This window comes from Paenibacillus sp. LRG-1, from assembly GCF_057220305.1.
This window is the reverse complement of record NZ_CM170126.1, coordinates 5,236,170-5,260,000: the sequence shown is the minus strand read 5'-3', so window position 1 is coordinate 5,260,000 and position 23,831 is coordinate 5,236,170. Positions and strand designations below refer to the sequence as shown.

Genomic DNA, 23,831 nt, shown 5'->3' with positions numbered 1-23,831 from the left:
ATGCTTGCATCAGGGGTAGGGGAGCGTTGAATGCGGGTTGAAGGTGTACCGTAAGGAGCGCTGGACTGCATTCAAGTGAGAATGCCGGTATGAGTAACGAAAAGATCTGTGAGAATCAGATCCGCCGAAAGCCTAAGGGTTCCTGAGGAAGGTTCGTCCGCTCAGGGTAAGTCGGGACCTAAGGCGAGGCCGATAGGCGTAGTCGAAGGACAACAGGTCGAAATTCCTGTACCACCGTAATCCGTTATGAGCGATGGGGTGACGCAGTAGGGTAGTGACGCGGACTGATGGATGTCCGTCTAAGCAGTGAGGCTGGTGTGTAGGCAAATCCGCACATCGTAAGGCTGGGCTGTGATGGGGAGCGAAAATTGTAGTAGCGAAGGTCATGATCTCAGACTGCCAAGAAAAGCCTCTAGCCAGGAGAAGGTGCCCGTACCGCAAACCGACACAGGTAGGCGAGAAGAGAATTCTAAGGCGCGCGGAAGAACTCTCGTTAAGGAACTCGGCAAAATGACCCCGTAACTTCGGGAGAAGGGGTGCCTCGGTAGGGTGAATAGCCCGAGGGGGCCGCAGTGAAAAGGCCCAAGCGACTGTTTAGCAAAAACACAGGTCTGTGCGAAGCCGCAAGGCGAAGTATACGGGCTGACGCCTGCCCGGTGCTGGAAGGTTAAGGGGAGTGGTAAGCCTTCGGGCGAAGCTATGAACCGAAGCCCCAGTAAACGGCGGCCGTAACTATAACGGTCCTAAGGTAGCGAAATTCCTTGTCAGGTAAATTCTGACCCGCACGAATGGCGTAACGACTTGGGCGCTGTCTCAACGAGAGATCCGGTGAAATTTTAATACCTGTGAAGATGCAGGTTACCCGCGACAAGACGGAAAGACCCCATGGAGCTTTACTGCAGCTTGATATTGAATTTGGGTACGATCTGTACAGGATAGGTGGGAGCCGTAGAACTTTGAGCGCCAGCTTGAAGGGAGGCATCCTTGGGATACCACCCTGATCGTATCTAGGTTCTAACTTGGTACCGTAATCCGGTGCGAGGACAGTGTCAGGTGGGCAGTTTGACTGGGGCGGTCGCCTCCTAAAGAGTAACGGAGGCGCCCCAAGGTTCCCTCAGAATGGTTGGAAATCATTCGAAGAGTGCAAAGGCAGAAGGGAGCTTGACTGCGAGACCTACAAGTCGAGCAGGGACGAAAGTCGGGCTTAGTGATCCGGTGGTACCGCATGGAAGGGCCATCGCTCAACGGATAAAAGCTACCCTGGGGATAACAGGCTTATCTCCCCCAAGAGTCCACATCGACGGGGAGGTTTGGCACCTCGATGTCGGCTCATCGCATCCTGGGGCTGAAGTAGGTCCCAAGGGTTGGGCTGTTCGCCCATTAAAGCGGTACGCGAGCTGGGTTCAGAACGTCGTGAGACAGTTCGGTCCCTATCTGTCGTGGGCGTAGGAAATTTGAGAGGAGCTGTCCTTAGTACGAGAGGACCGGGATGGACGTACCGCTGGTGTACCAGTTGTTCCGCCAGGAGCACCGCTGGGTAGCTATGTACGGAAGGGATAAGCGCTGAAAGCATCTAAGCGTGAAGCCCCCCTCAAGATGAGATTTCCCAGTATGTAAGACCCCTTGAAGACGACGAGGTAGATAGGTTGGGGGTGGAAGTGCAGTAATGCATGGAGCTGACCAATACTAATCGGTCGAGGGCTTATCCTAAGAATAAAACGCAATGAGTTTCGGATCCAGTTTTCAGGGTGTAACCTTGAAGGTATGTACAAGTGACATACGACAAGCGCATGGCTATTCATTCACACGATAAGTGATGAACCGAATAACCGTACGGTAGAATTTACAGTGTAAATTCATGTTTGGTGGCGATAGCGGAGGGGTTCCACACGTACCCATCCCGAACACGACCGTTAAGCCCTCCAGCGCCGATGGTACTTGGACCGCAGGGTCCTGGGAGAGTAGGACGTCGCCAAGCAGAGCTTTATGATTAATATTCCCTGATAGCTCAGTTGGTAGAGCACTCGACTGTTAATCGAGTTGTCACAGGTTCGAGTCCTGTTCGGGGAGCCATTTGCTCTCATAGCTCAGCAGGTAGAGTGCATCCATGGTAAGGATGAGGTCACCGGTTCGAACCCGGTTGAGAGCTTGTTATAGGATGGCCCGTTGGTCAAGGGGTTAAGACACCTCCCTTTCACGGAGGTAACAGGGGTTCGAATCCCCTACGGGTCATAGGATATTATGGAGGCTTAGCTCAGCTGGGAGAGCATCTGCCTTACAAGCAGAGGGTCGGGGGTTCGAGCCCCTCAGCCTCCACCATTTTTCATCCTCTTACCTGGATGAAATCTTGGGGAATTGTGAATCATATGCATATTGGGGATTAGCCAAGCGGTAAGGCAACGGACTTTGACTCCGTCATGCATAGGTTCAAATCCTATATCCCCAGCCATTAAGAGCCATTAGCTCAGTTGGTAGAGCACCTGACTTTTAATCAGGGTGTCGAAGGTTCGAGTCCTTCATGGCTCACCATTGTATTACATGCGCGTGTGGCGGAATTGGCAGACGCACTAGACTTAGGATCTAGCGTCTTTGACGTGGGGGTTCAAGTCCCTCCACGCGCATCTTGTTTTTGCGGACGTGGCTCAGCGGTAGAGCATCGCCTTGCCAAGGCGAGGGTCGCGGGTTCGATTCCCGTCGTCCGCTCCATATTTGCGCCCTTAGCTCAGCTGGATAGAGCGTTTGACTACGAATCAAAAGGCCGGGAGTTCGAATCTCTCAGGGCGCGCCATTTCTTAAAAAAAGTATAATGTCGGGATGTAGCTCAGCTTGGTAGAGCACCTGGTTTGGGACCAGGGGGTCGCATGTTCAAATCGTGTCATCCCGATACTATTTTGCGGGTGTAGTTCAATGGTAGAACTTCAGCCTTCCAAGCTGATAGCGTGGGTTCGATTCCCATCACCCGCTTACCGATTACCTAGAAGCCGAAAGGCTTCTTTTTATTTTGTCCACATTACATTTACTTCTATGTATATAAGCTAGTGCAATTATGTCTCCTGTCATGCACAGTTGGGGATGACTTGTGCATATTGTACATAGGCTCTTGTTACTTTTGACACCTAGATCCCGAATTTCCCCTCTAACGTACCCCTTTCTCCTGCAGTAAGGCTAATTTCGTGATCAAATCCTTTAAATATAGGAATCCTATAGCTATTATGGTACGAATTCATGGTGATAACTCAACAGTTGCCCTTGGGTTGTGCACATTTCCCTTTATTTATGTGGGTAAAAAGCGAAGTGTTAAAGAGGAAATACCTTAGAAACACTGAGAAAATGGCTAATTTGTGTATATCTTTGTGGATAGAAGGCTAATGGAGTTGACTTTGTCAACAAATAATAAACATATACACACTATGTTGCATGAATTTGCACCTTTAAAAACACACTCTTTATAAGAGACTGTGCATAATGTTTCACGCATCACTAGTGTATACATTCATTTCTATTTATTAATTTCATATTTATTCATAAAAATCCAATATTTTCTCGAAAGAAGTAATTCAAAAAGATGATTTTTTACTGTAAATTTTGCAGCTTTTCATGCGTTTTTATTGTATGATGTTAAGAAAGTGTCAAATTTCGTGTGTATACGTACCTTTGCTACAACTGTATATGGTGTGGAACAGATCAGATGGGGGGAAAAGCATGACTGAGCTTACGTTAACCGCTAACAAAAACCAATCCAACAATCTGCTACGGCGGGACGTTCGTTTTCTAGGGAATATTCTTGGTGAGGTTTTGGTTCATCAGGGTGGCAACGAACTTTTGGATATCGTGGAGAAAATACGTGAGACAAGTAAATCGTTACGTGCCGGGTATCAGCCGGAGTTGTATGAGAATTTCAAACAAATGGTCAGCGGACTGGATACGGATATTCGTCACCAGGTTATTCGCGCGTTTGCGATTTATTTTCAGTTGGTGAATATCGCTGAGCAAAACCATCGTATTCGTCGTAAGCGGGATTATGAGCATTCCGCTGGTGAAGATGTTCAGCCCGGTTCCATTGAAAGTTCCGTTCAGGAGCTTAAACAAGGGGGCTTCTCCGCTGAGGACGTTAGCAACTTGCTGAAAGAGCTCTCTTTGGAGCTGGTCATGACCGCACATCCTACAGAAGCGACACGACGAGTAATTCTGGATATCCACAAGCGCATTTCCGAGGACGTCATGCTGCTGGATAATCCGATGCTTACCTTGCGTGAGCGGGAACAGGTACGGGAGAATCTGCTAAACGAAGTAATTACGCTGTGGCAGACAGATGAGCTGCGTGATCGCAAGCCAACTGTATTAGATGAAGTGAGAAATGGAATGTATTATTTTCACGAGACCTTGTTTCATGTACTGCCAGATGTATACCAAGAATTGGAACGATGTTTGGACAAATATTATCCCGAACAAAAATGGCACATACCCACTTATCTGAGATTTGGTTCCTGGATCGGTGGAGACCGGGATGGCAATCCGTCTGTGACAGCTCATGTGACTTGGGAAACGTTACGTATGCAGCGCAAGTTGGCTTTGAGAGAATATCAGCACACGTTAAAGGAACTCATGGGTTACTTGAGTTTCAGCACCAGCATTGTGCGAGTTTCCGATGATCTGCTGGCTTCTATTGAAGAAGACCGTACTCACATTACACTTAAAAAGATGGAAGTATGGCATAACGAAAAAGAGCCTTATCGCATTAAACTAGCATTTATGATTGCTAAAGTGAACAACATCCTGGATGAAAGCAAACAGGGCACCAATGAGCGTTATAATTCTGCGGAAGAGCTCATTGCAGACCTAAATGTTATTGACAACAGCCTGCGTCATCATTTTGCCGATTATGTAGCAAACACATATATTCAAAAGATGATTCGCCAGGTAGAGTTGTTTGGATTCCACACAGCTACGCTGGATGTGCGTCAGCATAGTCAAGAACATGAAAATGCGATGACTGAAATTCTTTCTAAAATGAATATTGTGTCGGATTACAGTAAGCTGTCAGAAGAAGAAAAAATAAATCTGCTGGAAAAGCTGCTGAATGAACCTCGTCCGATTACTTCACCGTATTTAAAATATAGCGATAGCACACAGGAATGTCTTGACGTATATCGTACGATTTATTTGGCTCAGGAGGAATTCGGCAAGCAGTCCATTACAAGCTACTTGATCAGTATGACACAGGGAGCCAGTGACTTACTGGAGGTTATGGTCTTATCCAAAGAGGTGGGCCTGTTCCGCATCGAGAAGGATGGCACTGTTATCTGTACGCTGCAATCTGTTCCTTTGTTCGAAACGATAGATGATCTGCACGCTGCACCCGATATTATGAGAAGATTGATGAACTTGCCTGTATATCGACAATCTGTGGCTGCGATGGACCAGCTTCAGGAGATTATGCTGGGATACTCGGACAGTAATAAAGATGGCGGTGTGGTTACAGCGAACTGGGAACTTCGGGTCGCTATGAATAGCATTACGGAAGTAGTTAATGAGTTTGGCGTAAAAGTGAAGTTTTTCCATGGTCGTGGAGGTGCGCTGGGTCGTGGTGGAATGCCACTTAATCGCAGTATTTTGGCTCAGCCTCCTCATACGATTGGAGGCGGAATCAAGATTACGGAGCAAGGCGAAGTACTATCATCCCGATACTCGCTTAGAGGCATCGCGTACCGGAGCTTGGAGCAGGCAACATCGGCGCTGATTACGGCTGTGGCATATCATCGTTCCGGGAAGAAGGAAGTGTTTGAGGAGAGCTGGGAGGAGATTATCGCCCGCATTTCCCAAGTATCACTGGATAAGTATCAGGATTTGATTTTCCGAGATCCAGATTTCTTCAACTTCTTCAAAGAATCTACACCGTTGCCTGAGGTGGGCGAGCTGAATATTGGATCTCGTCCGTCCAAGCGTAAGAACAGCGAACGTTTTGAGGACTTGCGCGCCATTCCATGGGTTTTTGCATGGACACAAAGCCGTTACTTATTACCTGCGTGGTATGCGGCTGGAACAGGTTTGCAAAGCTTCTATCAAAACAATGAGGATAACCTTAAAGTGCTGCAAACGATGTTTAGGGACTCTGCTTTCTTCCGGTCACTTATTGATACACTGCAAATGGCAATCGCTAAAGCGGATTTACTGATTGCAGAAGAGTACGCTGGGATGTCGGATAACGAAGAGGCCCGGCAGCGCATTTTCGGGCAGATTTCAGCGGAGTTCAAGCTGACATCTGAGTTGATTTTGAAAATAACCGGACAATCCGAGATTTTGGACGACGTGCCGGTTATTCAGGAATCTATCCGGTTGCGTAATCCTTATGTTGATCCGTTAAGTTACTTGCAGGTTCAATTGCTAAGTGAGCTACGGGAGCTGCGGGATCAGAACGGTGATGACACTGAAATGCTGCGTGAGGTATTGTTGACGATTAACGGAATTGCCGCAGGCTTAAGAAATACGGGCTGATATAGTGTGGTTGTACGAATACAGGCAATCGGGTACTCATGGGGTGCCCGATTGTGCTGTTTGTATATTGATGGCAGGTGTGCTTGCAGTTAGTAACAATACTACAGTTGATTTCCGGATAAAATTAAACTACGATGAATAATCATAAACATGTAGTAAGTAACCCATCAGCAAGTCTGGGGGAGTATAGAGTGGATAATATGGAAAGCCGCTTGGTGAGGCTGGTACAGAAAGGCGATCAGCGAGCTTTTGCGGAGTTAGTCGAGTTATATAAAGATCGGATTTTTCATCTTTCCTACCGGATGCTAGGTAATCGCCATGAGGCGGAGGATCTGGTGCAGGAAACTTTTTTGCGTGTGTATCGTAATTTAGAAAAATACGATCATGGACAGAAGTTCTCAACCTGGATTTATCGAATTGCTACAAATCTGTGCATTGATCGTCTGCGAAGGAGAAAACCTACATACTCACTTGATGCTGAAATGAATGATCAGGAAGGTGTCGATGGGTACGCCATGCTCGCCAGTGAAGAGCTTACCCCTGAGGGGAGTACGCTTCTGTCCGAAACGCAGGCTTTAATTCATGACGCCATTGACAGCCTTCCGGATAAATATAGGACGATTATGGTTTTACGGTACTTGCAGGACCTTTCCTTACAGGAAATCAGCGATGTGCTCAATCTCCCAGTCACCACGATTAAGACAAGAGTACACAGGGGCCGGGATTTTCTGCGCAAAAAACTGGAGCACAAGCTATAGATCATGCGCATAGATTCTAGGAAAAGAGTCTGCGTAGATGTTTTTATGAAACATAATGCTCGTTGTAACGTATGTAAGATGAGCAAAGTTTCTAAGCCGGAGCATGTTATGTTGAGAAACACGGAAGAATATTAGAAAGGATTGGCTCATATGGATTGCAAACAAGCCGTCTCTTTTATGCATGACTATCTAGATGGCGACCTGTCTGAGCAGGACAAACATGAGTTGGAACAGCACTTGTTAGACTGCCCGGAATGCCGCATGCGTTTTAAAGAGCTGGAGCGGACGGATGCGATGCTTTACGGTACACGCTATCATCAAGTGCCGTGTGTATCGGATGAGCTGACATTTCGCATTATGAATGCTTTGCCACCGCATAAAAGACAGACTGCGGTGCCAATGCTGACGTGGGTGAAAAGGCATCCCGCTGTAACAGCCGCTGCCTTCTTCCTTATTGTTATATGCTCAAGCATGGCCAGCTTTTCTAGCACGGACCATCAATTGGTAGTCAAAGGAAGCCAACTGGATCAAGTCGTTATTCAGGGTGATACTGTGATTGTGCCTGAAGGGAAATCCATTGCCGGAGATCTAACAGTGCAAAATGGTGAAGCCCGTGTATACGGCGATGTGGAAGGAAATGTAACTGTAATTGATGGTTCTTATTATCAAGCGTCCACCGCTCATATTGCAGGACAGGTTAAAAGTATTGATCAAACCTTGGATTGGATTTGGTACAAGGTTACTGATTTATTCGGGGGACCTTCTTCTCCATAAAAGAAGCTTGAAATGGCAAGGACGATATCGAGCGCCTCTTTCCGCTGGAAAAGGCGTTTTTTTGTATATGAAGCTGGCGAATTGTACTGTATTTTACTGATTTTAGCGGTTCTTTTGTCACACAGCTTGCAACGTGAGCCTGATCGTTATAACCTAGATAGAGAGAGCATACTGTGTACATATTACACCCACTCACTACAGAAAATTGCGGGGGCATGCGCATGTTGGATTATTTTGCGGACCTGACTTGGAAAGAGTCCATTAAAGATATTATCGACATTTTGATCGTAACCTATATTATGTATCAGCTTATTTTACTTGTTCGCGGAACGCGTGCAGTTCAATTGTTGAAGGGGATTCTGTTTCTGGTTGTCATTTGGGCGGTTAGCACCTGGTTTGATTTGTATACGCTCAAGTGGTTGATGAACCAGATGTTCACCTTTGGTGTGGTGGCTATCTTTATTATTTTTCAGCCTGAGTTGCGTCGTGCACTAGAACAGTTGGGGCGTGGCAAACTATTTGGGCGTTCGTCTGCGGATGATGAAGAAATTAACAAGTTAATCGGAGAAATGATTAAGGCGCTGAATTATTTATCACGTAGGAAAATAGGAGCTTTGGTCGTATTTGAGCGTGAGACAGGGCTAAACGAATATACAGAGTCTGGTATCAAGACACAGGCTGTAGTCAGTTCTGAACTGCTAATTAACATCTTCATTCCTAATACCCCTCTGCATGATGGTGCGGTGATTATTCAAAATAAACAGATTGCTTCTGCGGCCTGTTATTTGCCATTATCGGAAAATCCGTTCATCAGCAAGGAGTTGGGAACCCGTCACCGGGCTGCGATTGGGGTGAGTGAGGTAACGGATGCCGTAACTGTCGTGGTTTCAGAGGAAACAGGGCAAATTTCTTTGGCCATTAATGGACAGGTCGTGCGCGACATTAAGGAAGAATCCCTAATCTCCAAGCTGTATGAGGAGTTGCGGCCAACACCGTCTTTGAAGGAAAAACGCGGCTCATTCTGGAATCGGAGGGGAGGCCGTGGAAATTCATGATGGACAAATGGATTAACAATAATACGATTTCCAAGATATTGGCGCTTGCGGTTGCTGTTCTGCTGTGGGGAATGGTCCATCTAGATACAGGTACACCTTCATCTACGCTGACCGTTTCTTATAATAATAAAGTGATTGATAATGTGGCCATTCAGGCCAGTGGTCTGGATGATTCAAAATATGTATTGTCTACCATGGATACTGACCATGTAAAGATGGAAGTTAGAGGACAGCGCTCTGTGCTGACTTCCTTTTTCGCGGATAATTATCAGGCAAAGCTAAACTTAAACGGCTTAGGAGCAGGCACTAAAACATTATCACTCGAACCGGATTTACCGGACGGGGTGGAATTGGTATCTATGACTCCTAACCGTGTTACAGTGACGATTGAGGAAAAACAAACGAAATTATTTAATGTATCTATAGTTCCTAAGGGAAATCCAGATGCGGGATTGCAGCTTGGTAAGCCTGTGATTGCTCCTCAAACCGTGAAGGTTACCTTGCCCAAAAGCCAGTTGAGTACCGTCACTGCCGTTCAGGGGGCTGTTAATACGGATGGCATCTCAGAAAAGTTTGAACAGAAGCGTGTAAAACTGAAGGCTTATAACAAAAAGGGACAGGAACTTACAAGTGCGGTCATTGAGCCATCCACTGTATCCGTTGAAATTCCGGTAACTCAGCAGGCGAAATCTGTGCCTGTTAAGATTGTATATTCCGGAGAGTTGCCAGACGGATTGGCGCTTTCTAAAGTCAATGCAAACGTGAAAGAAGCGGCGGTGTATGCATCGCAGGATGTATTGGGCAGCCTTAGTTCTTATGTCACGGCTACATTGGATTTAAGTCAATTTACGGAAGCGGGGACCCGTGCAGTTCAAGCTAATTTGGCAGCCCCCTCAGGTTCTGATAAAATCGAGCCAGGGTCAATACAAATTCAGGTGACCGTCGTTCCTTCCAATGAAGTCACAGATACGGAACGGACGCTGTCAGGCATCCCAATCGTTTTACAAGGTGCAGGAGATGGAGCGACTGCGACTGTTACAGCGCCCGCAGGCAAGACGATGGATGTTACTGTGAAGGGCCCGCAGGATATGGTAAACAATTTAACCAATGATGATATTAGTTTGGTGGCAGATGTAAGTGGCCTCGCGGCTGGTCAACACGAGGTTACTCTGAAAGTAGGCTTGCCTAAATATATTACGCAAGCCGGGAATGCTGGCCAACTAAAGGCAACGGTCAACATTGAGAGCCCTTCTACGCCTGCTGTAACGAATCCGAATAGTGAGAATGAATCAAACCCCTCTGGTAGTGGCGAAAAGGGGCAGGAGAGGCCACAGGAGGGGCAAGGCAGTCAAGGTGGGGACTCTGACGCTAAGACCGGGGACAACGCAGCTGCGGAGGATAAAACAAATCCTCATAACGGCGCAGATTCTTCTGCGAATGGAACCTCGGAGAACAGTCAGCCATAACATGTTTTATCTGTAGTAAATAATCAAGATTTATTAGACAAAAAAAGGGAGTCATTTTACATGGGGAAATATTTTGGTACAGATGGTGTACGAGGCGTTGCTAATCAGGAACTTACAGCCGAACTGGCATATAGCATTGGCCGCTGCGGCGGATATGTTTTAGCAGGTAATGTAGAGAAACCGACAGTTGTTATTGGTATGGATACACGGATATCCGGACTGATGCTGGAATCGGCTCTTGTAGCCGGTTTGCTGTCCATTGGGGCTAATGTGGTTCGTCTAGGTATTGTTTCGACACCTGGGGTGGCATATCTCACACGTCAATTGAAAGCTGACGCTGGTGTAATGATCTCAGCATCACACAATCCAGTTGAAGACAACGGCATTAAGTTTTTTGGCGGCGACGGTTTTAAATTGACAGACGAAACGGAATTGAAAATTGAAGAGCTGATGGATGCAAAAGAAGACCAACTGCCTCGTCCGATTGGCGGCGGATTGGGAACGGTTGTTGTAGACGAGCATTCCCGCTACGATTATCTGGAGTTCTTGAAAACAACAATTAGCCATTCTTTTGAAGGGTTAAAAATTGTACTGGATTGTGCAAACGGAGCAGCTTATGAGCTGGCGCCGAAGCTTTTTGCAGAACTGGGAGCTGAGGTACATACCATCGGTGCCGAGCCAAACGGTTTGAATATCAATGATCATTGCGGATCGACTCATCCTGAGAAGTTGAAAGAGGAAGTGCGCCGCTTGAAAGCGGATATTGGTCTGGCCTTTGACGGCGATGCCGACCGTCTGATCGCGATTGATGAGAACGGGGAAGAGGTAGACGGCGACTATATTCTCTGCATTTGCGGAGATGCAATGAACCGCGCGGGAAAACTTAAGGATAGCACCATTGTATCGACAGTGATGAGTAATATCGGTTTTTATAAAGCTACTGAAAAGCTGGCACTCAAGACTGCAAAAACTGCGGTCGGGGACCGTTATGTGATGGAAGAAATGCGTCGGGGTGGATTTAATCTGGGCGGTGAGCAGTCTGGTCATGTTATTTTCCTGGATCACAATACGACAGGCGATGGCATGCTGACCGGGATTCAGCTGGTAGATACCTTGAAAGCTTCTGGCAAGAAAATGAGTGAGCTAAAATCGCTCATGAAACAGTATCCGCAAGTGCTCGTAAATGTGCGTGTGCAGGACAAACGCAATTACGAGGGGAATCCTGCTATTGCAGAAGCAATTGAGCAGGTGGAACAACAATTGGGTGATAATGGGCGTGTATTGGTCCGTGCTTCAGGCACAGAATCACTTATTCGTGTGATGGCCGAAGGCCCGGATAAGGACGAACTGGAGCAATTTGTCGGTCAGATCGTAGATGTCGTGAAGAAAGAATTAGTTTAAAATTTTGTAAACGTCGGTTGCCTGTGAAAAAGAAGCAGGCAACGGCGTTTGCGGTTATTTACTAACGATTTATGACCTTCATGGTGTAATTATGAATAAAGTGTCATTGCCAAATGATACTTAGCTGAATATAATATAGGGATGCTGTGACTCAGATAGAGAAAGTGAGGGTTGTAAGGTAACGTAATACAAGCGCCAGAGCTTGATTTTGTGCGGGGGAACTTGGTGGAGAAGCAACGGATTCAGTTGAGATAAAGTTGCTCGCAAATCGGTTCACGACAAAACAAGCTGACGAGGTGAAGGTGTTCGAAACATTCGGCGGGGACCTTCCGGTGAAGCATCAAGCCGTAAACCGGCAGCGGAAAATGAACAGGCAACTGTTTACACAACGCACCGGTAGATGCCTTTATTATATAACCTAAATTATAAGATTCATTTCATGAATGTGCGGCCATCATCATTGGCGTGCGCGGTTTGGGAATTTCGTTACATTCGTGAAGAGATGCCTGTAAATTCTATAGTTATCATTGACAACTTCATAGATGAATGAACTTTATTCCGCAATCTACCGCACACGTTAGTCCTGTGATGAGTCGTCTTGTGAAATGATGATCGGGAGGATAACGAATATGTGTGGCATTGTAGGATATATTGGTAATCAGAATACACAAGAGGTATTGATTGACGGATTGAAGAAGCTGGAGTATCGCGGTTATGACTCTGCGGGTATTGCCGTGTTTACAGATTCAGGATTGCAAGTAGCTAAGGCTAAAGGTCGTCTGGCGAATCTGGAAGCTAAACTGGATGGTACGCCATTGGTAGGCCATGCAGGTATCGGACATACACGTTGGGCAACGCACGGTAAGCCTTCTGATGAAAACTCCCATCCACATTTGGATGAGAGCCAAAAGTTCTCTGTAGTTCACAACGGAATTATTGAGAACTATCTGGAGCTGAAGGAGCAGCTGATCAGCGAAGGTCATACCTTTATTTCCGAAACGGACACGGAAGTTATTTCCCATCTGGTTGCGCGTGAATATAAAGGGGATATCGTCAAAGCAGTACAAAAAGCTATTACCTTTATGCGCGGTGCTTTTGCACTGGGTGTGCTGACAGAGCATGAGCCTAATAAGCTGGTTGCTGTTCGTCAAGCTAGCCCGCTGGTTATTGGTGTGGGAGAAGGCGAGAACTTTATCGGTTCCGACATTCCGGCTATTCTGAAATATACACGCAATGTATTTATTTTGAACGATGGCGAAATGGCTGTTTTGACCAGTGATGCTGTCGAATTAATGACAATCGAAGGCCAATTTATTTCTCGGGAAATGATTCATGTCGAATGGGATGCTGTAACAGCAGAAAAAGGCGGCTATGAGCATTTCATGCTGAAAGAAATTCACGAGCAGCCTAAGGCTTATCGTGACACAATGTTGGGCCGTATCGATAAAGATACTAAAAAAGTTGTTCTTCCTGAGCTGAAGCTGACAGAAGAACAAATTAAAAATATCCGCAACATTCAAATTGTTGCGTGTGGTACAGCTTACAATGCTGGTTTGATTGGTCGTACAGTTATTGAAAGTCTGGCTCGTATACCGGTAGAAAACGATGTGGCTTCCGAATATCGTTATCGTTCACCTATCGTAACACCAGAGACATTGGTGATCGTAGTGAGCCAATCCGGTGAAACTGCTGACACGTTGGCAGCACTGCGTGAAGCACAAGCAAATGGCGCTCATGTACTGGCGATTACCAACGTAGTCGGCAGCTCCATTGCCCGTGATGCAGATGATGTGTTGGTTACACTGGCAGGACCGGAAATTGCCGTAGCCTCCACTAAAGCATATTCTTCACAGTTGATTGCGTTCTATCTGTTTGGTTTGTATCTCGCTCAAGTGCGTGGCACACAAACGGGTGAGCAAGTAGCTCATGTGCTGGCTGCTATGGAATCTCTGCCAGAGCAAGTGGAAGAGATGCTGGGTAAAGCAGATGCGATCAAAGCCTATGCTGAGCAAATTGCGAGCCACAAGCACCTGTTCTTTATTGGTCGCGGTCAGGACTATGCTGTAGTACAGGAAGGCTCCCTGAAGCTCAAGGAAATCTCCTACATTCATTCCGAGGCTTATGCTGCGGGTGAATTGAAGCATGGTACACTGGCATTGATTGAAGACGGCATTCCGGTTATCGCTTTGGTAACACAGGAATCCGTGTTGGAGAAAACCGTGAGCAACATTAAGGAAGTTAAGGCTCGTGGTGCAGATGTTCTTGCGATTACGTACGAAGAGCACGCAGTTGAGTTGCTGAAGTCCGTGGATCAGGTATTTGCCATTCCAAAGACACTTCCAATCCTGTCTGCTGCAATTTCGGTTGTATCTCTCCAACTGTTGGCTTACTACGCTTCTCTTGCACTGGGTCATGATGTTGACAAACCACGTAACCTGGCGAAAAGTGTTACCGTAGAATAAGCTTTAGTAAAATGCTAAACTAATTGTCTGGTGATAAAAAAGTGCGGAACCAGTAAAAGAATGTATGGAACCAATAAAAAAACTGTGGAACCAGTAAAAAAAGTATGGAACTAGTTATTTTACAAACATCAAGAAAGATCCCGATGATATTATATCGGGATCTTTTTAGCTTAGGAGGGCAATTAGGTCTACAATAGGCCAACGAATTCGAACTATTAGAAAAACAAACAACTTAAATCAAATAAAGTTTGCAAATACAATTGGAATTTCTCAAGGAACGTTGAGTGAACTAGAGCAAGATAAATATAGACCCTCTCTTGATATAATTATAGCAATTAAAGAAAACTTCAATTCCCATATAGAGTGGTTAATCTTTGGAGATACGCCTGTATCAAAGAACCCTATTTTTAATTTAGCTATTGAAGCCTAGGAACTAGAACTTATTTCTTTGTTTCGAGAACTTACTAAAGAAGATAGAGATGAAATTATTGATTTTATAAAGCTGAAGATTGTTCGGTACTAATCTTTCCCGGAAGCTTCTTATTAAGATGCCTTAAAAATGTTAAAAGAAAATAAAGTATTAGACCGTAAAACAAAGTTCTAGACTAAGAAAATAAAGATATAGATTGAGAAAATAAAGTCTTAGACTGACGATTCGTCATTAAGCTAACGGGCAGGTTAGTGATGGTGGCTACCGCCAAAAGTCTTGGAATCCCTTTAAAGAAGAGAAATACACTTAACATCAAATTTTGGTTATATCGTTTTAGAAGAGTTCTACTAGTAAGTCATAAGTCCATCTCCATTTTTTTCATAATCGGTTCTAAGCGCCGATTTTATTTCCGTGGAACAATTCAAAAGAACGGCCGCTGTTCGCATCGTTTGCGACAGGGCCGTTTTTTGTTTTTCGTAGGCTAGCTTCAAATTGCTATTCTTGCCAAACACTCATAGGGTCCCATGGCTTGATTTGATTACCATATTTTCCGGCCAAAAAAGCTTTCATGTCTTCCAGCTTAGCAGGCACCTCGTTCCAAATTGGAAGGGGTGGTAACCCTCGTTTGCTTTTCAATAGGATATCCACTGTAACATACAAGCGTTCTGGCTGAATCCAATGAAGAAAGCGGGAAATATCAATTTGCTTGGTCAGGGACAAGGAATCAATTTCGCCATTGTAATGCTTGTTGAACTCGCTGATCAGATTCAGGAGGTAGTCTCTCTGCTCCTTCACGAAGTCCAGGCCACAGATGGCGCCATGTCCTGGAACAACGATTTCGGGTTTAATTTCATCAATAATGCGATCAAGCACTTTAACCCAATTGAGGGTTCCCTCTTCGCTGTATGCCGTACAACCGTTAAACACGACATCGCCGGCGAACAGCACTTTTTCTTTTGGCATCCACAGCAGTAAGTCACTGTCAGAGTGGGCCGGAGCTACGTTGTAAATCATAACTTCCGTATCTCCAAGACGGATGTTGATATCGTCCTTTATCTCAATATTCGGGAGCACCCAATCTACGCCTTCCAGGTCGAATCCTTCAAATTCCGCTGCAAAAAACCGCTCGCCCGAAGTCGATTCCGGAGAATCCTTTCCTCTTCTAATGACGCTGTCCATCCAGGCGATATTTTCGGTGAGACGCTCTCTGGACGCTTCCTTGTGCATAATAATGCAAGCATCTTCAAACACTTTGTTTCCCCAGGCATGGTCGCTGTTATAGTGCGAGTTCACCACATATGCGGGAGAGCCGCCGTTGCTTACTTCCATAAAAGCCTCCCGCATTTCCCGCGCATGGAACAAATCGAAGAACGTGTCATACACCAGCCCTTCACCCTTGTTGATGAACCCGGCATTGGCCCAACTGATGCCGCGATACGGCGAAATACCGGCAAAGACGCCATCTGCAACTTCAAAAAATTTAACACGAGGTTTTTGGATAATATGTCCATACTTCATGAAAATTCTCCTTTGCGTATATGTTTTTGGGGTAAGGCATACTGACTATGTCTTTATTATAGAGAATGGAAAACAGAAATGCAAGCATGTACTTGCATGCATTTTCTCTGTGCTATATGATAGTAACAGAACAACATCACACTACATAGATGGAGGCGCTGCAACATGAAGCTAGTAACCTTTCAAACCAAGACATCCCAGGAACCTTTGTTTGGGCTTGTAATTAACGAGAAATTTGTCGTGTCTTTTGCCGCAATCATGAAAAAGCAGGGAACATTCGTTGACAGTCTTGAATGTATGGACAGCTATCTTCATTATTTGCCGGCAAGTTATGATGCCGCTAAGGAATTGATGCAATATGCTGTCGAACAGTCGCATCAATTCAATGAACATGAAATCTGCCCGATTGCAGCGGTAAAACTGCTGCCGCCGGTTCCGAATCCGGCTGCGCTTATCGATTTTGGGCTGACGCCAAGACATCTGAGAAATGCTGGCGCAAATCTGCTGCAAAGAGAATATACAGGGTCGGAAAGAGAAGAGCTTAAACGAAATATTACCGAAAAATTCCAGAAAGATCCGAATAAAGTAACTTTCAGTTATTACAAGTGTAACCATAATGCATTAATTGGCGATGGGGATACGATTCATTGGCCTTCGTACACTTCCTACCTGGATATCGAGCCGGAGCTGGCCTTTGTTACAGGGAAGGGGAACTGCATTGCAGGTTATGTTATTTTTAACGACAGTACTGTCCGCGATGTGCAGTGGCCGGATTTCCAGGCGCTGACCGGACCGACGCGCTGCAAAGATTTTGATCGCAGCAAAGGAATAGGACCATTTCTGGTTACGCCGGATGAAATCGACAACCCGCTGGTACTGGATGTGGATGTACGCATCGGGGAGAGACTGCACTGGAAGGGAAGCACATCCGAGTATTCTGCACACCCTGCAAAAGTGATGGAGGAGGTTCTCAAAGTTTTCACGCCGCTCCCGGGCACGATTATAGGAATGGGGACGATACCGGATTGCTGCGCAATCGAGACCGAACAATGGCTGTTGCCCTCTGACCGAATCCAGATTACATTTGATAAATTAGGCACGCTCACGCAATTGGTGCCTGATCATGTCAAGATTACGGAACCAAGCCGCTGGGAAAAAAGAAGCGATTTGCCTTAAATAAACGTTTATGAAAATGATGAACCCCGACCCTGCTGCACATGCAAAACTTGTAGTAGAATAGGTTTAACATATGCAAAAGGAGAAATACAATGCAAACTTCAGACAGAATCATTGAAGCCGCGACACGGCTCATCAAAAAGAAGGGCTATCGGGGAGTAAGCACCAAAGCCATTGCAACGGAAGCTAAAGTCAATGAATCTACGATTTTCCGGCAATTTGGAAGCAAGAAAGGCATATTGGAAGCCATCATTGAAAGACATTCGGATATCCCGCAATTTGAGAAGCTGTTAAAAGAGGACGCGACCGATAATCCGGAAGTCGATCTGCTGAATGTAAGCCAGCAGTACCGTTTGTTTTTCCATAAAAATGCGGACATCATTTTGATTGGCATCCGCGACAAAGGAATGCTTCCCGAATTGGACAGAGTGCTGGCCGATCCGCCGGTGAAGCTGCACTCCTTGCTGGTTGAATATTTTGAACGCTTGCAGAAGAAAAAAGTTATAGCCAGACAGGATGAGCGTCTTGCCGCCATGTCTTTTCTCTCGATGTGCTACGGATTTCAGATGAGCGAGCTGATTCACCGGCAATATCAGTCCCAACTCGTCACCGAGGAAGAGTTCTACAAGCACAGTGTCTCATTGTTTGTAAAAGGAATTTTGTCTCAGTCATAAGCTTTGTTGATTTATTTAAATATGCCGAAGACTGCTTGCGCAGCTTTAACTCTAGAACAATTGAAAGAAGATGCACCAAGATGCTCGAAAGCTCGTTATACTGCAACCGGGACATTATTTCTGACAAGGCTCCGTCATCAATGACATTCTAAAAAAAATCCAAAAATATGGATATCTTTATCGTTGCTGATCGGGCGGAGCACCATGGAGAGCGGATTCTGCCAGCCAAAATGACCAATCGGAAGAAAAAACCGTTATATCACCGCTTAAATTCACGGGAAGTGGATGAGAAAATTGGACGAATCAAAAGGGGAAGATTCAAGGTCTTTATTGGTGCGGCTCCTGGAGTTGGCAAAACCTACACTATGCTGCAAGAGGGCAATCATCTTCTTAAAAAGGGCATTGATGTTGTAATTGGTTTGCTGGAAACGCATGGGCGAAAAGAAACCATCCAGCAGGTTGCAGAACTGCCATTAATCGAGCGCACAAAAATCAAATATTCAGGCACAGAACTTGTAGAAATGGATACTGGGGCAATCATCCGGCGGAATCCTGAACTGGTACTTGTCGACGAGTTGGCTCACACCAACGTTCCCAGTAGCAAAAACAAAAAGCGATATGAAGATGTATTGGAAATTTTGAATGCTGGGATTTCTGTCATTTCTACCGTTAACGTTCAGCATTTAGAGAGCTTAAATGATGCAGTGGAGCAAATTACAGGGGTGCGTGTCAGGGAAACCGTCCCGGGTTCCATTCTTCGCCTTGCTGACGAGGTCGAGCTGATCGATGTGGCACGCAGGCTCTACAAGCCCGTATGAAGGAAGGAAAGATATATGCCCGGGAGAAGATAGATCAGACTCTGGGGAACTTTTTTTAAATTGGAAAATTAATTGCTTTAAGGGAGCTGGCGCTTCGGGAAATTGCGGACGATGTGGATGAACGTCTGGAAGCATGGGAGCGCAAAAGTTCCTTACGTGGACCCTGGAATAAGCGGGAGGTCATTTTCGTATGCGTCAAGCTGAGTTCCAATGCAGAAAGGTTAATCCGGCGGGGATTTAGAATTGCATTCCGACTAAAGGCACAATGGATTGTCACATATGTACACCCAACGGATACGATGAATGAAGAGGAATTGATGAAAAAAGAGAAACTCGAAAGCCTGGTAGTGCGTCTAGGCGGGCATTTTGAAGTTGTGCCACTTGGGCATTCTGATAAGCTTGCAGATGTTCTTCTTGCCAGAGCTAATGAATATCATACTACCCAACTCATTATTGGTCAGAGTGACAGCCCCATATGGAAACGTTTACGAGAAGGAACAATTATCCAAAAGTTACTGAGCACTGCGCGGCATATGGATATTCTTGTGGTCGCCAATTACGATCCTCATATCAAGCGAGATACTCTTCCTGATAGTATTATGCAAGGTTAAGTATAAGAGAAGAGTATCATTGAATGCCTGCATTCAAATAAATGGAACCTCGTTATACTATGGTTAAAAACCATTTGAAAATTATATTGCAAAAGTTGCATCTTCAAAATCGTGTCCAGCTTACAAGATATGCGCTTGAACAAGGCACCTGAAAAGTGGGGAGAAGGTTGTTTTTATGCGCGCAATCAAGCTATATGTGGGGGCTGGTAAATCACAAATTGTCTCCAAGCTATGTCATCCCTCTTGCTACGTTTAACGTACCAGGATTGAACATTTGCGCGAGTTTTTTCAATTCCTTCATTGTACTCATTCAAATATTAATAACGACTTGTTTACCATTGCCCACAATAACTGGCTCCTGCTTCACATGCAAAGAGCCATTCGCTTTACTAAAATCCGAAAGAACATGTTTTATTTTTTAAATAGAGATAAAGTTGAACAAACCCATTCTTTTTATACAGCAACAATGTATTCAAAATTTCTCAGTCGCTTTGGCGAAGAAATGTTGTCGCAAATTGGGCTGTCAGATCAGGATATTGTGCTTCCTTCGCTCTGGGGAAAAGAGGCGTTGATTAATCCCCTTATCTACATTATTTATATGATTTATTTCTCTGATTCAGTGGCCAACTTTTTGAAATTAAAATCCGATGAGGGGCTAAGTAATAACGGATAATTATAAAATGACTTTTTTAATTGAAGGAGAAGCTTTAAATATGATTTGAGAACTCAACTTTATTGTATTTATTATTATTATGAAATAACGAAAAACGTTGATTTATCAACACTATTCAGAACTCAACTTTATTGTATATAGACACTAATTTGTCTTCGGACAATAAAGTTGTGTACTAAATATTAATGAAAAATAACAATAATATCTCTTCTTAGTAAGTATTTAACAAAAGTCCGATGAGCAAGTATCATCGGGCTTTTTTTATTAAATTCAGGAGGCGACTGCTTTGGCTCAATCAGAGCGAGTATAGTTGCATGACAAATCAAAGGGCTTTGAACCCTTTCCTGTAATTGGTATCTTAAGTAATTGAAGCAGGAGAAATCCAAGTTTCTGTTGAAAACAGTATGAGAAATCAAGAGCTTATTGTCGCGATGAAAAAAATGTTTTTTTATCTAAAATACAAATGAATATATAATATATATAACTATTATAAATTAAGTATGTATTTCATTTTTATGGATGGTAGGTGGAGCAATGAAGACTTTGGGTGAAAAGATAAAGAGTATAAGAAAATTAAATAAGCTTAATCAAACTGACTTTTCATCTACTATTGGTATTTCTCAGGGTACATTAAGTGAATTGGAAAAAGATAAGTACAAACCATCCTTAGAAACCGTAATTGCCCTTAAACTAAATTTCGATATTGATTTAGATTGGTTATTACTTGATGAGGCGGCAACTTTTTATAGTGGATTATTTCAAGTTAAGTTAGATGATCTTGAATCAAAATTAATCTCAGGATTTCGAAAGTTAGACCTGGGCGATAAACAGGAAATAGAGGGAATTGTTGATTTGAAGTTAAAGCGGTATAGAGATAAATGAACTTTCGCGGAGCCGTGAAGGGGACTCATTATTGCAAAGCCTTCAGTAGTTATGTTTTAAGTTCACATTAGACATATGATCCATCCAATTGAGATGGACACACGGCTATCCATATAAATCTGGAAGAAGAAAGTCCTAATTTTTTACTATAGGGTCTCCGAAACAAAAAGTGATTGATGTTATGGGAACTTCGACATCGATCATCGGAAACTCATGGACTTATGGGAATCAAATGTGGAATTGGACTCTAATGATCATATCATTGGGTGGAGTAATATCAACCATAATTTGAAAGTATCTATTGGCTTAAAGAAGAAGGGGGCCGCTCCATTTACGATAGGATCTTCCATCCAAGATGTAATTGATGCCATGGGCACACCGACGTCTATAAGATGTTCGTTACGAGTCCTGGTTTGAATATTAGTGCTCCTTGGAGTATATGCGTACACTCGTATATCCTTCTACAGCTCATGCGAAGCCATGAGTCGGGGTAGTCAAAGAGGAAATTCAAAGAATAGAGCTTCCTTTTGGAAGCTTGAATGTAGTGATCCCAAGTCCGCAGCTTAATGTCAAAGATGCACTTGATCAATTAAGTGAGGATTCTTTAGTTTGTGCTGGGCGTATTAATTACGAGTTATTGATGGAGTATGCTGCAAAAGGTTTCTTTAAAAAATCTGAGATTAATCGGTTTCGTCAGTTAAAAAATATAACGACTAAATATATACTGACCAAGCTGGAGAAAGACGAATGGATGCATAAATTTTTTCATAAAAAGCAACCCAATTTAAGATTCCTCTAAGACGACACTATCTGTAGCAGTGTTATTTTTCAAAGGGATTGGAGAATAAAAGAAAGCAACCTAAGATAATCCGACGGAGACCAAAGATGTGAAAATTACGTGCTGAGCGATTGTATATCAACCTCGATAACCAAGATATTTATGATGGTAAGACCTATTTTTTTATTCCTTAAAGCACAATTCATGGTATAATCTCACTAAATATACATCCTTTATAATTTACGCTTTTTTGTCGAAAGTTAGTTTATTAAGAAGCTAGCCTAGTACTGAAATCTCTCTTGAAAAATTATATATCACACATCTTAAAGTCAGGCACCTTGTTTTTACAATGGGGCTTTTTTTGCATTAAGAAACTACGAGGTGAATGGAGGGGCATTATGGCTCAAGCATATCCGATTCCCACCACGATAGAAAAATGGATAAAACAAGGTAAAGGCCAGGGTATGGGAAACCCGTAAAGCGCCAATATATCCCCAAGAAGGATGCGGATCGGGCATACGAGATCATTCGAACGATAATGGAACGTCTGGAGTTAACGTTACACCCGACAAAAACGCGAATCGTCGGACTATGGACAGGAGAAGAAGGCTTCGACTTCCTAGGCATGCTTCACCGAAAGACGAAGGCCGAAACTTCCGAAAGCCAAGTATATTATACGACCCAACAATGGCTGTGCCGTAAGGCAAAGGAGCGAATTAGGGAAGTCGTGAAGGAACGACTAGCCCCTGCGAATATGCGTCACAAATCATTCCAAGAACATTTGGAATACTTAAACCCGAAAATACAGGGTTGGCGTAACTACTACGTTACGACCTACAGCCAAAGGAAGATGGCTAAACGTGACTGGTACATCCTTCAGCGACTCACAAAATGGTATGCCAAGAAGCGTATGAGGGAAAACCTCACGTACGGTTTGATGAGGAGGGGCAGAATTTATCTGCCCTTTACTCTAGCAGAGGCGCAGTGAAGACGGCGGGATACAAAACTATGCCGGCTGCCATCCGGGCGGACGCTACGGCCAGCTTCCAGCCGGGCAGTTCCAACCGAGTATCCAACGGATTTTCCAGCAGAATATCCAGCTGACATCCAGTCACGTTTCCAGCCAGGCTTCCAGAAATTCGTCAGGTAATCATGTTAAGTTATCGCAAAGCGCAAGGATTCGGAGCACCGGCAGAGAATGTATACAGGGAAGATCTCCCAAATCGGCCGGCACCCCGCCTGAATGTCGACACACGTCGAATTCCTCGATTGATGGAAAACCATTCCCAGCGTTTCTTCTCCATTCGCTATTTTTAGGCAAAATATTAACACCTTGACCAAATTTAACTAAAGTTTTACTATACATTCTTCGGAATTTTGATATAATTTTACCTAGGTTACCTTTCCAATTATGATAGAAAATAGAATTGGATGGTTTTTATACCTATCCAAGCTGTGTGCGAGAGACCAGTCCACTGGCTACCCAGCAAGCTGGCATGCGGGGACCGACAATTGTGGAAAATGACTGCCGAGAATATGTTGCTCCATGACTTCAGAAGGTTCAGAAAGGATGAAGCCGAGGCGAAGCGGATGACGGAGATCAGCTTCGAGAACGGGCTCATCATTGAAAGAGCCGGCAGAGGAGACTGCGTGCTGAAGATCATGCCTCCGCTGACCGTCTCGATGGAGCATCTGGTCGCCGGCTGCGACATTATCAAGTCCAGTATGCAGCAGGTGATCTCTCAGGAGACCCAGGATTTGCTGGTAACGAAAGCAGGTGGACGCCCCGGCAAGAGGCACGGAAGTGCCTTCTGGGGGTCGTGCGGCCCTGATGTTAAGATAACGTTTTCATCCCATTGG

Annotated in this window: 16 protein-coding genes, 11 tRNA genes, 2 rRNA genes and 3 pseudogenes (1 of these 32 only partly in view); 30 read left to right on the top strand and 2 right to left on the bottom strand. The window is 44.6% G+C overall.

The genetic code is table 11. From position 1 onward, the window contains the following. The 21 genes from ACUUJN_RS23305 to ACUUJN_RS23205 all read left to right on the top strand — a co-directional run. Positions 1 to 1,710: ribosomal RNA gene (locus ACUUJN_RS23305) — 23S ribosomal RNA — on the top strand; it begins 1,215 nt to the left of the window's first position. Between the two features lie 151 nt (positions 1,711 to 1,861). Continuing rightward, positions 1,862 to 1,978: ribosomal RNA gene (gene rrf / locus ACUUJN_RS23300) — 5S ribosomal RNA — on the top strand. Positions 1,979 to 1,997: 19 nt separating this feature from the next. Next, a tRNA-Asn gene (locus ACUUJN_RS23295) sits at positions 1,998 to 2,073 on the top strand. 3 nt (positions 2,074 to 2,076) lie between these two features. Next, positions 2,077 to 2,149, top strand: a tRNA-Thr gene (locus ACUUJN_RS23290). An 11-nt stretch (positions 2,150 to 2,160) separates the two neighbouring features. After that, a tRNA-Glu gene (locus tag ACUUJN_RS23285) sits at positions 2,161 to 2,232 on the top strand. Positions 2,233 to 2,243: 11 nt separating this feature from the next. Continuing rightward, positions 2,244 to 2,319, top strand: a tRNA-Val gene (locus ACUUJN_RS23280). A gap of 55 nt (positions 2,320 to 2,374) precedes the next feature. Then, positions 2,375 to 2,449: transfer RNA gene (locus ACUUJN_RS23275), tRNA-Gln, on the top strand. Between the two features lie 4 nt (positions 2,450 to 2,453). Then, positions 2,454 to 2,529 (top strand) — tRNA-Lys (locus tag ACUUJN_RS23270). 11 nt (positions 2,530 to 2,540) lie between these two features. After that, a tRNA-Leu gene (locus ACUUJN_RS23265) sits at positions 2,541 to 2,621 on the top strand. A 10-nt stretch (positions 2,622 to 2,631) separates the two neighbouring features. Beyond that, positions 2,632 to 2,706, top strand: a tRNA-Gly gene (locus ACUUJN_RS23260). 5 nt (positions 2,707 to 2,711) lie between these two features. Further along, positions 2,712 to 2,788 (top strand) — tRNA-Arg (locus ACUUJN_RS23255). Between the two features lie 22 nt (positions 2,789 to 2,810). Next, a tRNA-Pro gene (locus ACUUJN_RS23250) sits at positions 2,811 to 2,884 on the top strand. Positions 2,885 to 2,893: 9 nt separating this feature from the next. Then, positions 2,894 to 2,964 (top strand) — tRNA-Gly (locus ACUUJN_RS23245). 738 nt (positions 2,965 to 3,702) lie between these two features. Then, entirely contained in the window at positions 3,703 to 6,495 is a 2,793-nt protein-coding gene (gene ppc / locus ACUUJN_RS23240) for a phosphoenolpyruvate carboxylase (RefSeq protein ID WP_053326180.1), read from the top strand. 191 nt (positions 6,496 to 6,686) lie between these two features. Then, positions 6,687 to 7,253, top strand: coding sequence for an RNA polymerase sigma factor SigW (gene sigW, locus ACUUJN_RS23235; RefSeq protein ID WP_484668979.1), 567 nt, complete (start codon positions 6,687 to 6,689; stop codon positions 7,251 to 7,253). A gap of 150 nt (positions 7,254 to 7,403) precedes the next feature. Next, a complete protein-coding gene (locus tag ACUUJN_RS23230) occupies positions 7,404 to 8,027 on the top strand; it encodes an anti-sigma factor (protein ID WP_013312128.1) in 624 nt (207 codons plus the stop codon). Between the two features lie 221 nt (positions 8,028 to 8,248). Next, positions 8,249 to 9,082: a diadenylate cyclase CdaA gene (gene cdaA / locus ACUUJN_RS23225; RefSeq protein WP_013312127.1), complete on the top strand. Its 834-nt coding sequence runs from the start codon at positions 8,249 to 8,251 to the stop codon at positions 9,080 to 9,082. Next, a complete protein-coding gene (locus tag ACUUJN_RS23220) occupies positions 9,079 to 10,548 on the top strand; it encodes a CdaR family protein (RefSeq protein ID WP_484668978.1) in 1,470 nt (489 codons plus the stop codon). The genes cdaA and ACUUJN_RS23220 overlap by 4 nt, the downstream gene beginning before the upstream one ends. Before the next feature lie 60 nt (positions 10,549 to 10,608). Further along, positions 10,609 to 11,949, top strand: coding sequence for a phosphoglucosamine mutase (gene glmM, locus ACUUJN_RS23215; RefSeq protein ID WP_013312125.1), 1,341 nt, complete (start codon positions 10,609 to 10,611; stop codon positions 11,947 to 11,949). Positions 11,950 to 12,578: 629 nt separating this feature from the next. Further along, the gene (gene glmS, locus ACUUJN_RS23210; protein ID WP_023990480.1) at positions 12,579 to 14,411 is read left to right on the top strand and encodes a glutamine--fructose-6-phosphate transaminase (isomerizing); all 1,833 of its coding nucleotides are present in this window, start codon (positions 12,579 to 12,581) and stop codon (positions 14,409 to 14,411) included. A 181-nt stretch (positions 14,412 to 14,592) separates the two neighbouring features. Continuing rightward, a complete protein-coding gene (locus ACUUJN_RS23205) occupies positions 14,593 to 14,841 on the top strand; it encodes a helix-turn-helix transcriptional regulator (RefSeq protein WP_080751655.1) in 249 nt (82 codons plus the stop codon). Positions 14,842 to 15,336: 495 nt separating this feature from the next. On the opposite strand, the gene ACUUJN_RS23200 is transcribed toward ACUUJN_RS23205, so the two are convergent. Further along, positions 15,337 to 16,359 carry an MBL fold metallo-hydrolase gene (locus ACUUJN_RS23200; protein WP_068939586.1) on the bottom strand — a complete coding sequence of 341 codons (1,023 nt, stop codon included), beginning with the start codon at positions 16,357 to 16,359 and terminating at the stop codon, positions 15,337 to 15,339. 165 nt (positions 16,360 to 16,524) lie between these two features. Between ACUUJN_RS23200 and ACUUJN_RS23195 the strand changes: the two genes are divergently transcribed. The 8 genes and pseudogenes from ACUUJN_RS23195 to ACUUJN_RS23160 all read left to right on the top strand — a co-directional run bounded on the left by ACUUJN_RS23195 (position 16,525) and on the right by ACUUJN_RS23160 (position 22,959). After that, positions 16,525 to 17,535 (top strand): fumarylacetoacetate hydrolase family protein, encoded by a 1,011-nt coding sequence (locus ACUUJN_RS23195; RefSeq protein WP_071558190.1) that lies wholly within the window; start codon positions 16,525 to 16,527, stop codon positions 17,533 to 17,535. Positions 17,536 to 17,627: 92 nt separating this feature from the next. Then, a complete protein-coding gene (locus tag ACUUJN_RS23190) occupies positions 17,628 to 18,209 on the top strand; it encodes a TetR/AcrR family transcriptional regulator (protein WP_053326174.1) in 582 nt (193 codons plus the stop codon). A 124-nt stretch (positions 18,210 to 18,333) separates the two neighbouring features. Continuing rightward, positions 18,334 to 19,638: pseudogene (locus ACUUJN_RS23185) on the top strand (histidine kinase); the annotation flags it as partial. Between the two features lie 62 nt (positions 19,639 to 19,700). Beyond that, positions 19,701 to 19,790 (top strand): annotated as a pseudogene (locus tag ACUUJN_RS23180) (DNA-binding response regulator); the annotation flags it as partial. Between the two features lie 122 nt (positions 19,791 to 19,912). Beyond that, positions 19,913 to 20,311, top strand: a complete 399-nt coding sequence (locus ACUUJN_RS23175) for a hypothetical protein (protein ID WP_484668977.1) — start codon at positions 19,913 to 19,915, stop codon at positions 20,309 to 20,311. Positions 20,312 to 20,845: 534 nt separating this feature from the next. Then, positions 20,846 to 21,193, top strand: a complete 348-nt coding sequence (locus ACUUJN_RS23170; RefSeq protein WP_023990474.1) for a helix-turn-helix transcriptional regulator — start codon at positions 20,846 to 20,848, stop codon at positions 21,191 to 21,193. A gap of 544 nt (positions 21,194 to 21,737) precedes the next feature. Then, positions 21,738 to 21,992, top strand: coding sequence for a hypothetical protein (locus ACUUJN_RS23165; protein ID WP_068939597.1), 255 nt, complete (start codon positions 21,738 to 21,740; stop codon positions 21,990 to 21,992). A 517-nt stretch (positions 21,993 to 22,509) separates the two neighbouring features. Further along, a complete protein-coding gene (locus ACUUJN_RS23160) occupies positions 22,510 to 22,959 on the top strand; it encodes a group II intron maturase-specific domain-containing protein (RefSeq protein ID WP_023990471.1) in 450 nt (149 codons plus the stop codon). Here the strand turns inward: ACUUJN_RS23160 and ACUUJN_RS23155 are convergent. Beyond that, positions 22,937 to 23,086: a hypothetical protein gene (locus tag ACUUJN_RS23155; protein WP_023990470.1), complete on the bottom strand. Its 150-nt coding sequence runs from the start codon at positions 23,084 to 23,086 to the stop codon at positions 22,937 to 22,939. The two genes, ACUUJN_RS23160 and ACUUJN_RS23155, sit on opposite strands and share 23 nt — an antisense overlap. A 454-nt stretch (positions 23,087 to 23,540) precedes the next feature. On the opposite strand from ACUUJN_RS23155, the pseudogene ACUUJN_RS23150 reads away from it, so the two are divergent. Continuing rightward, a pseudogene (locus tag ACUUJN_RS23150) lies at positions 23,541 to 23,741 on the top strand (diaminobutyrate--2-oxoglutarate transaminase); the annotation flags it as partial. Positions 23,742 to 23,831: the final 90 nt, after the last annotated feature.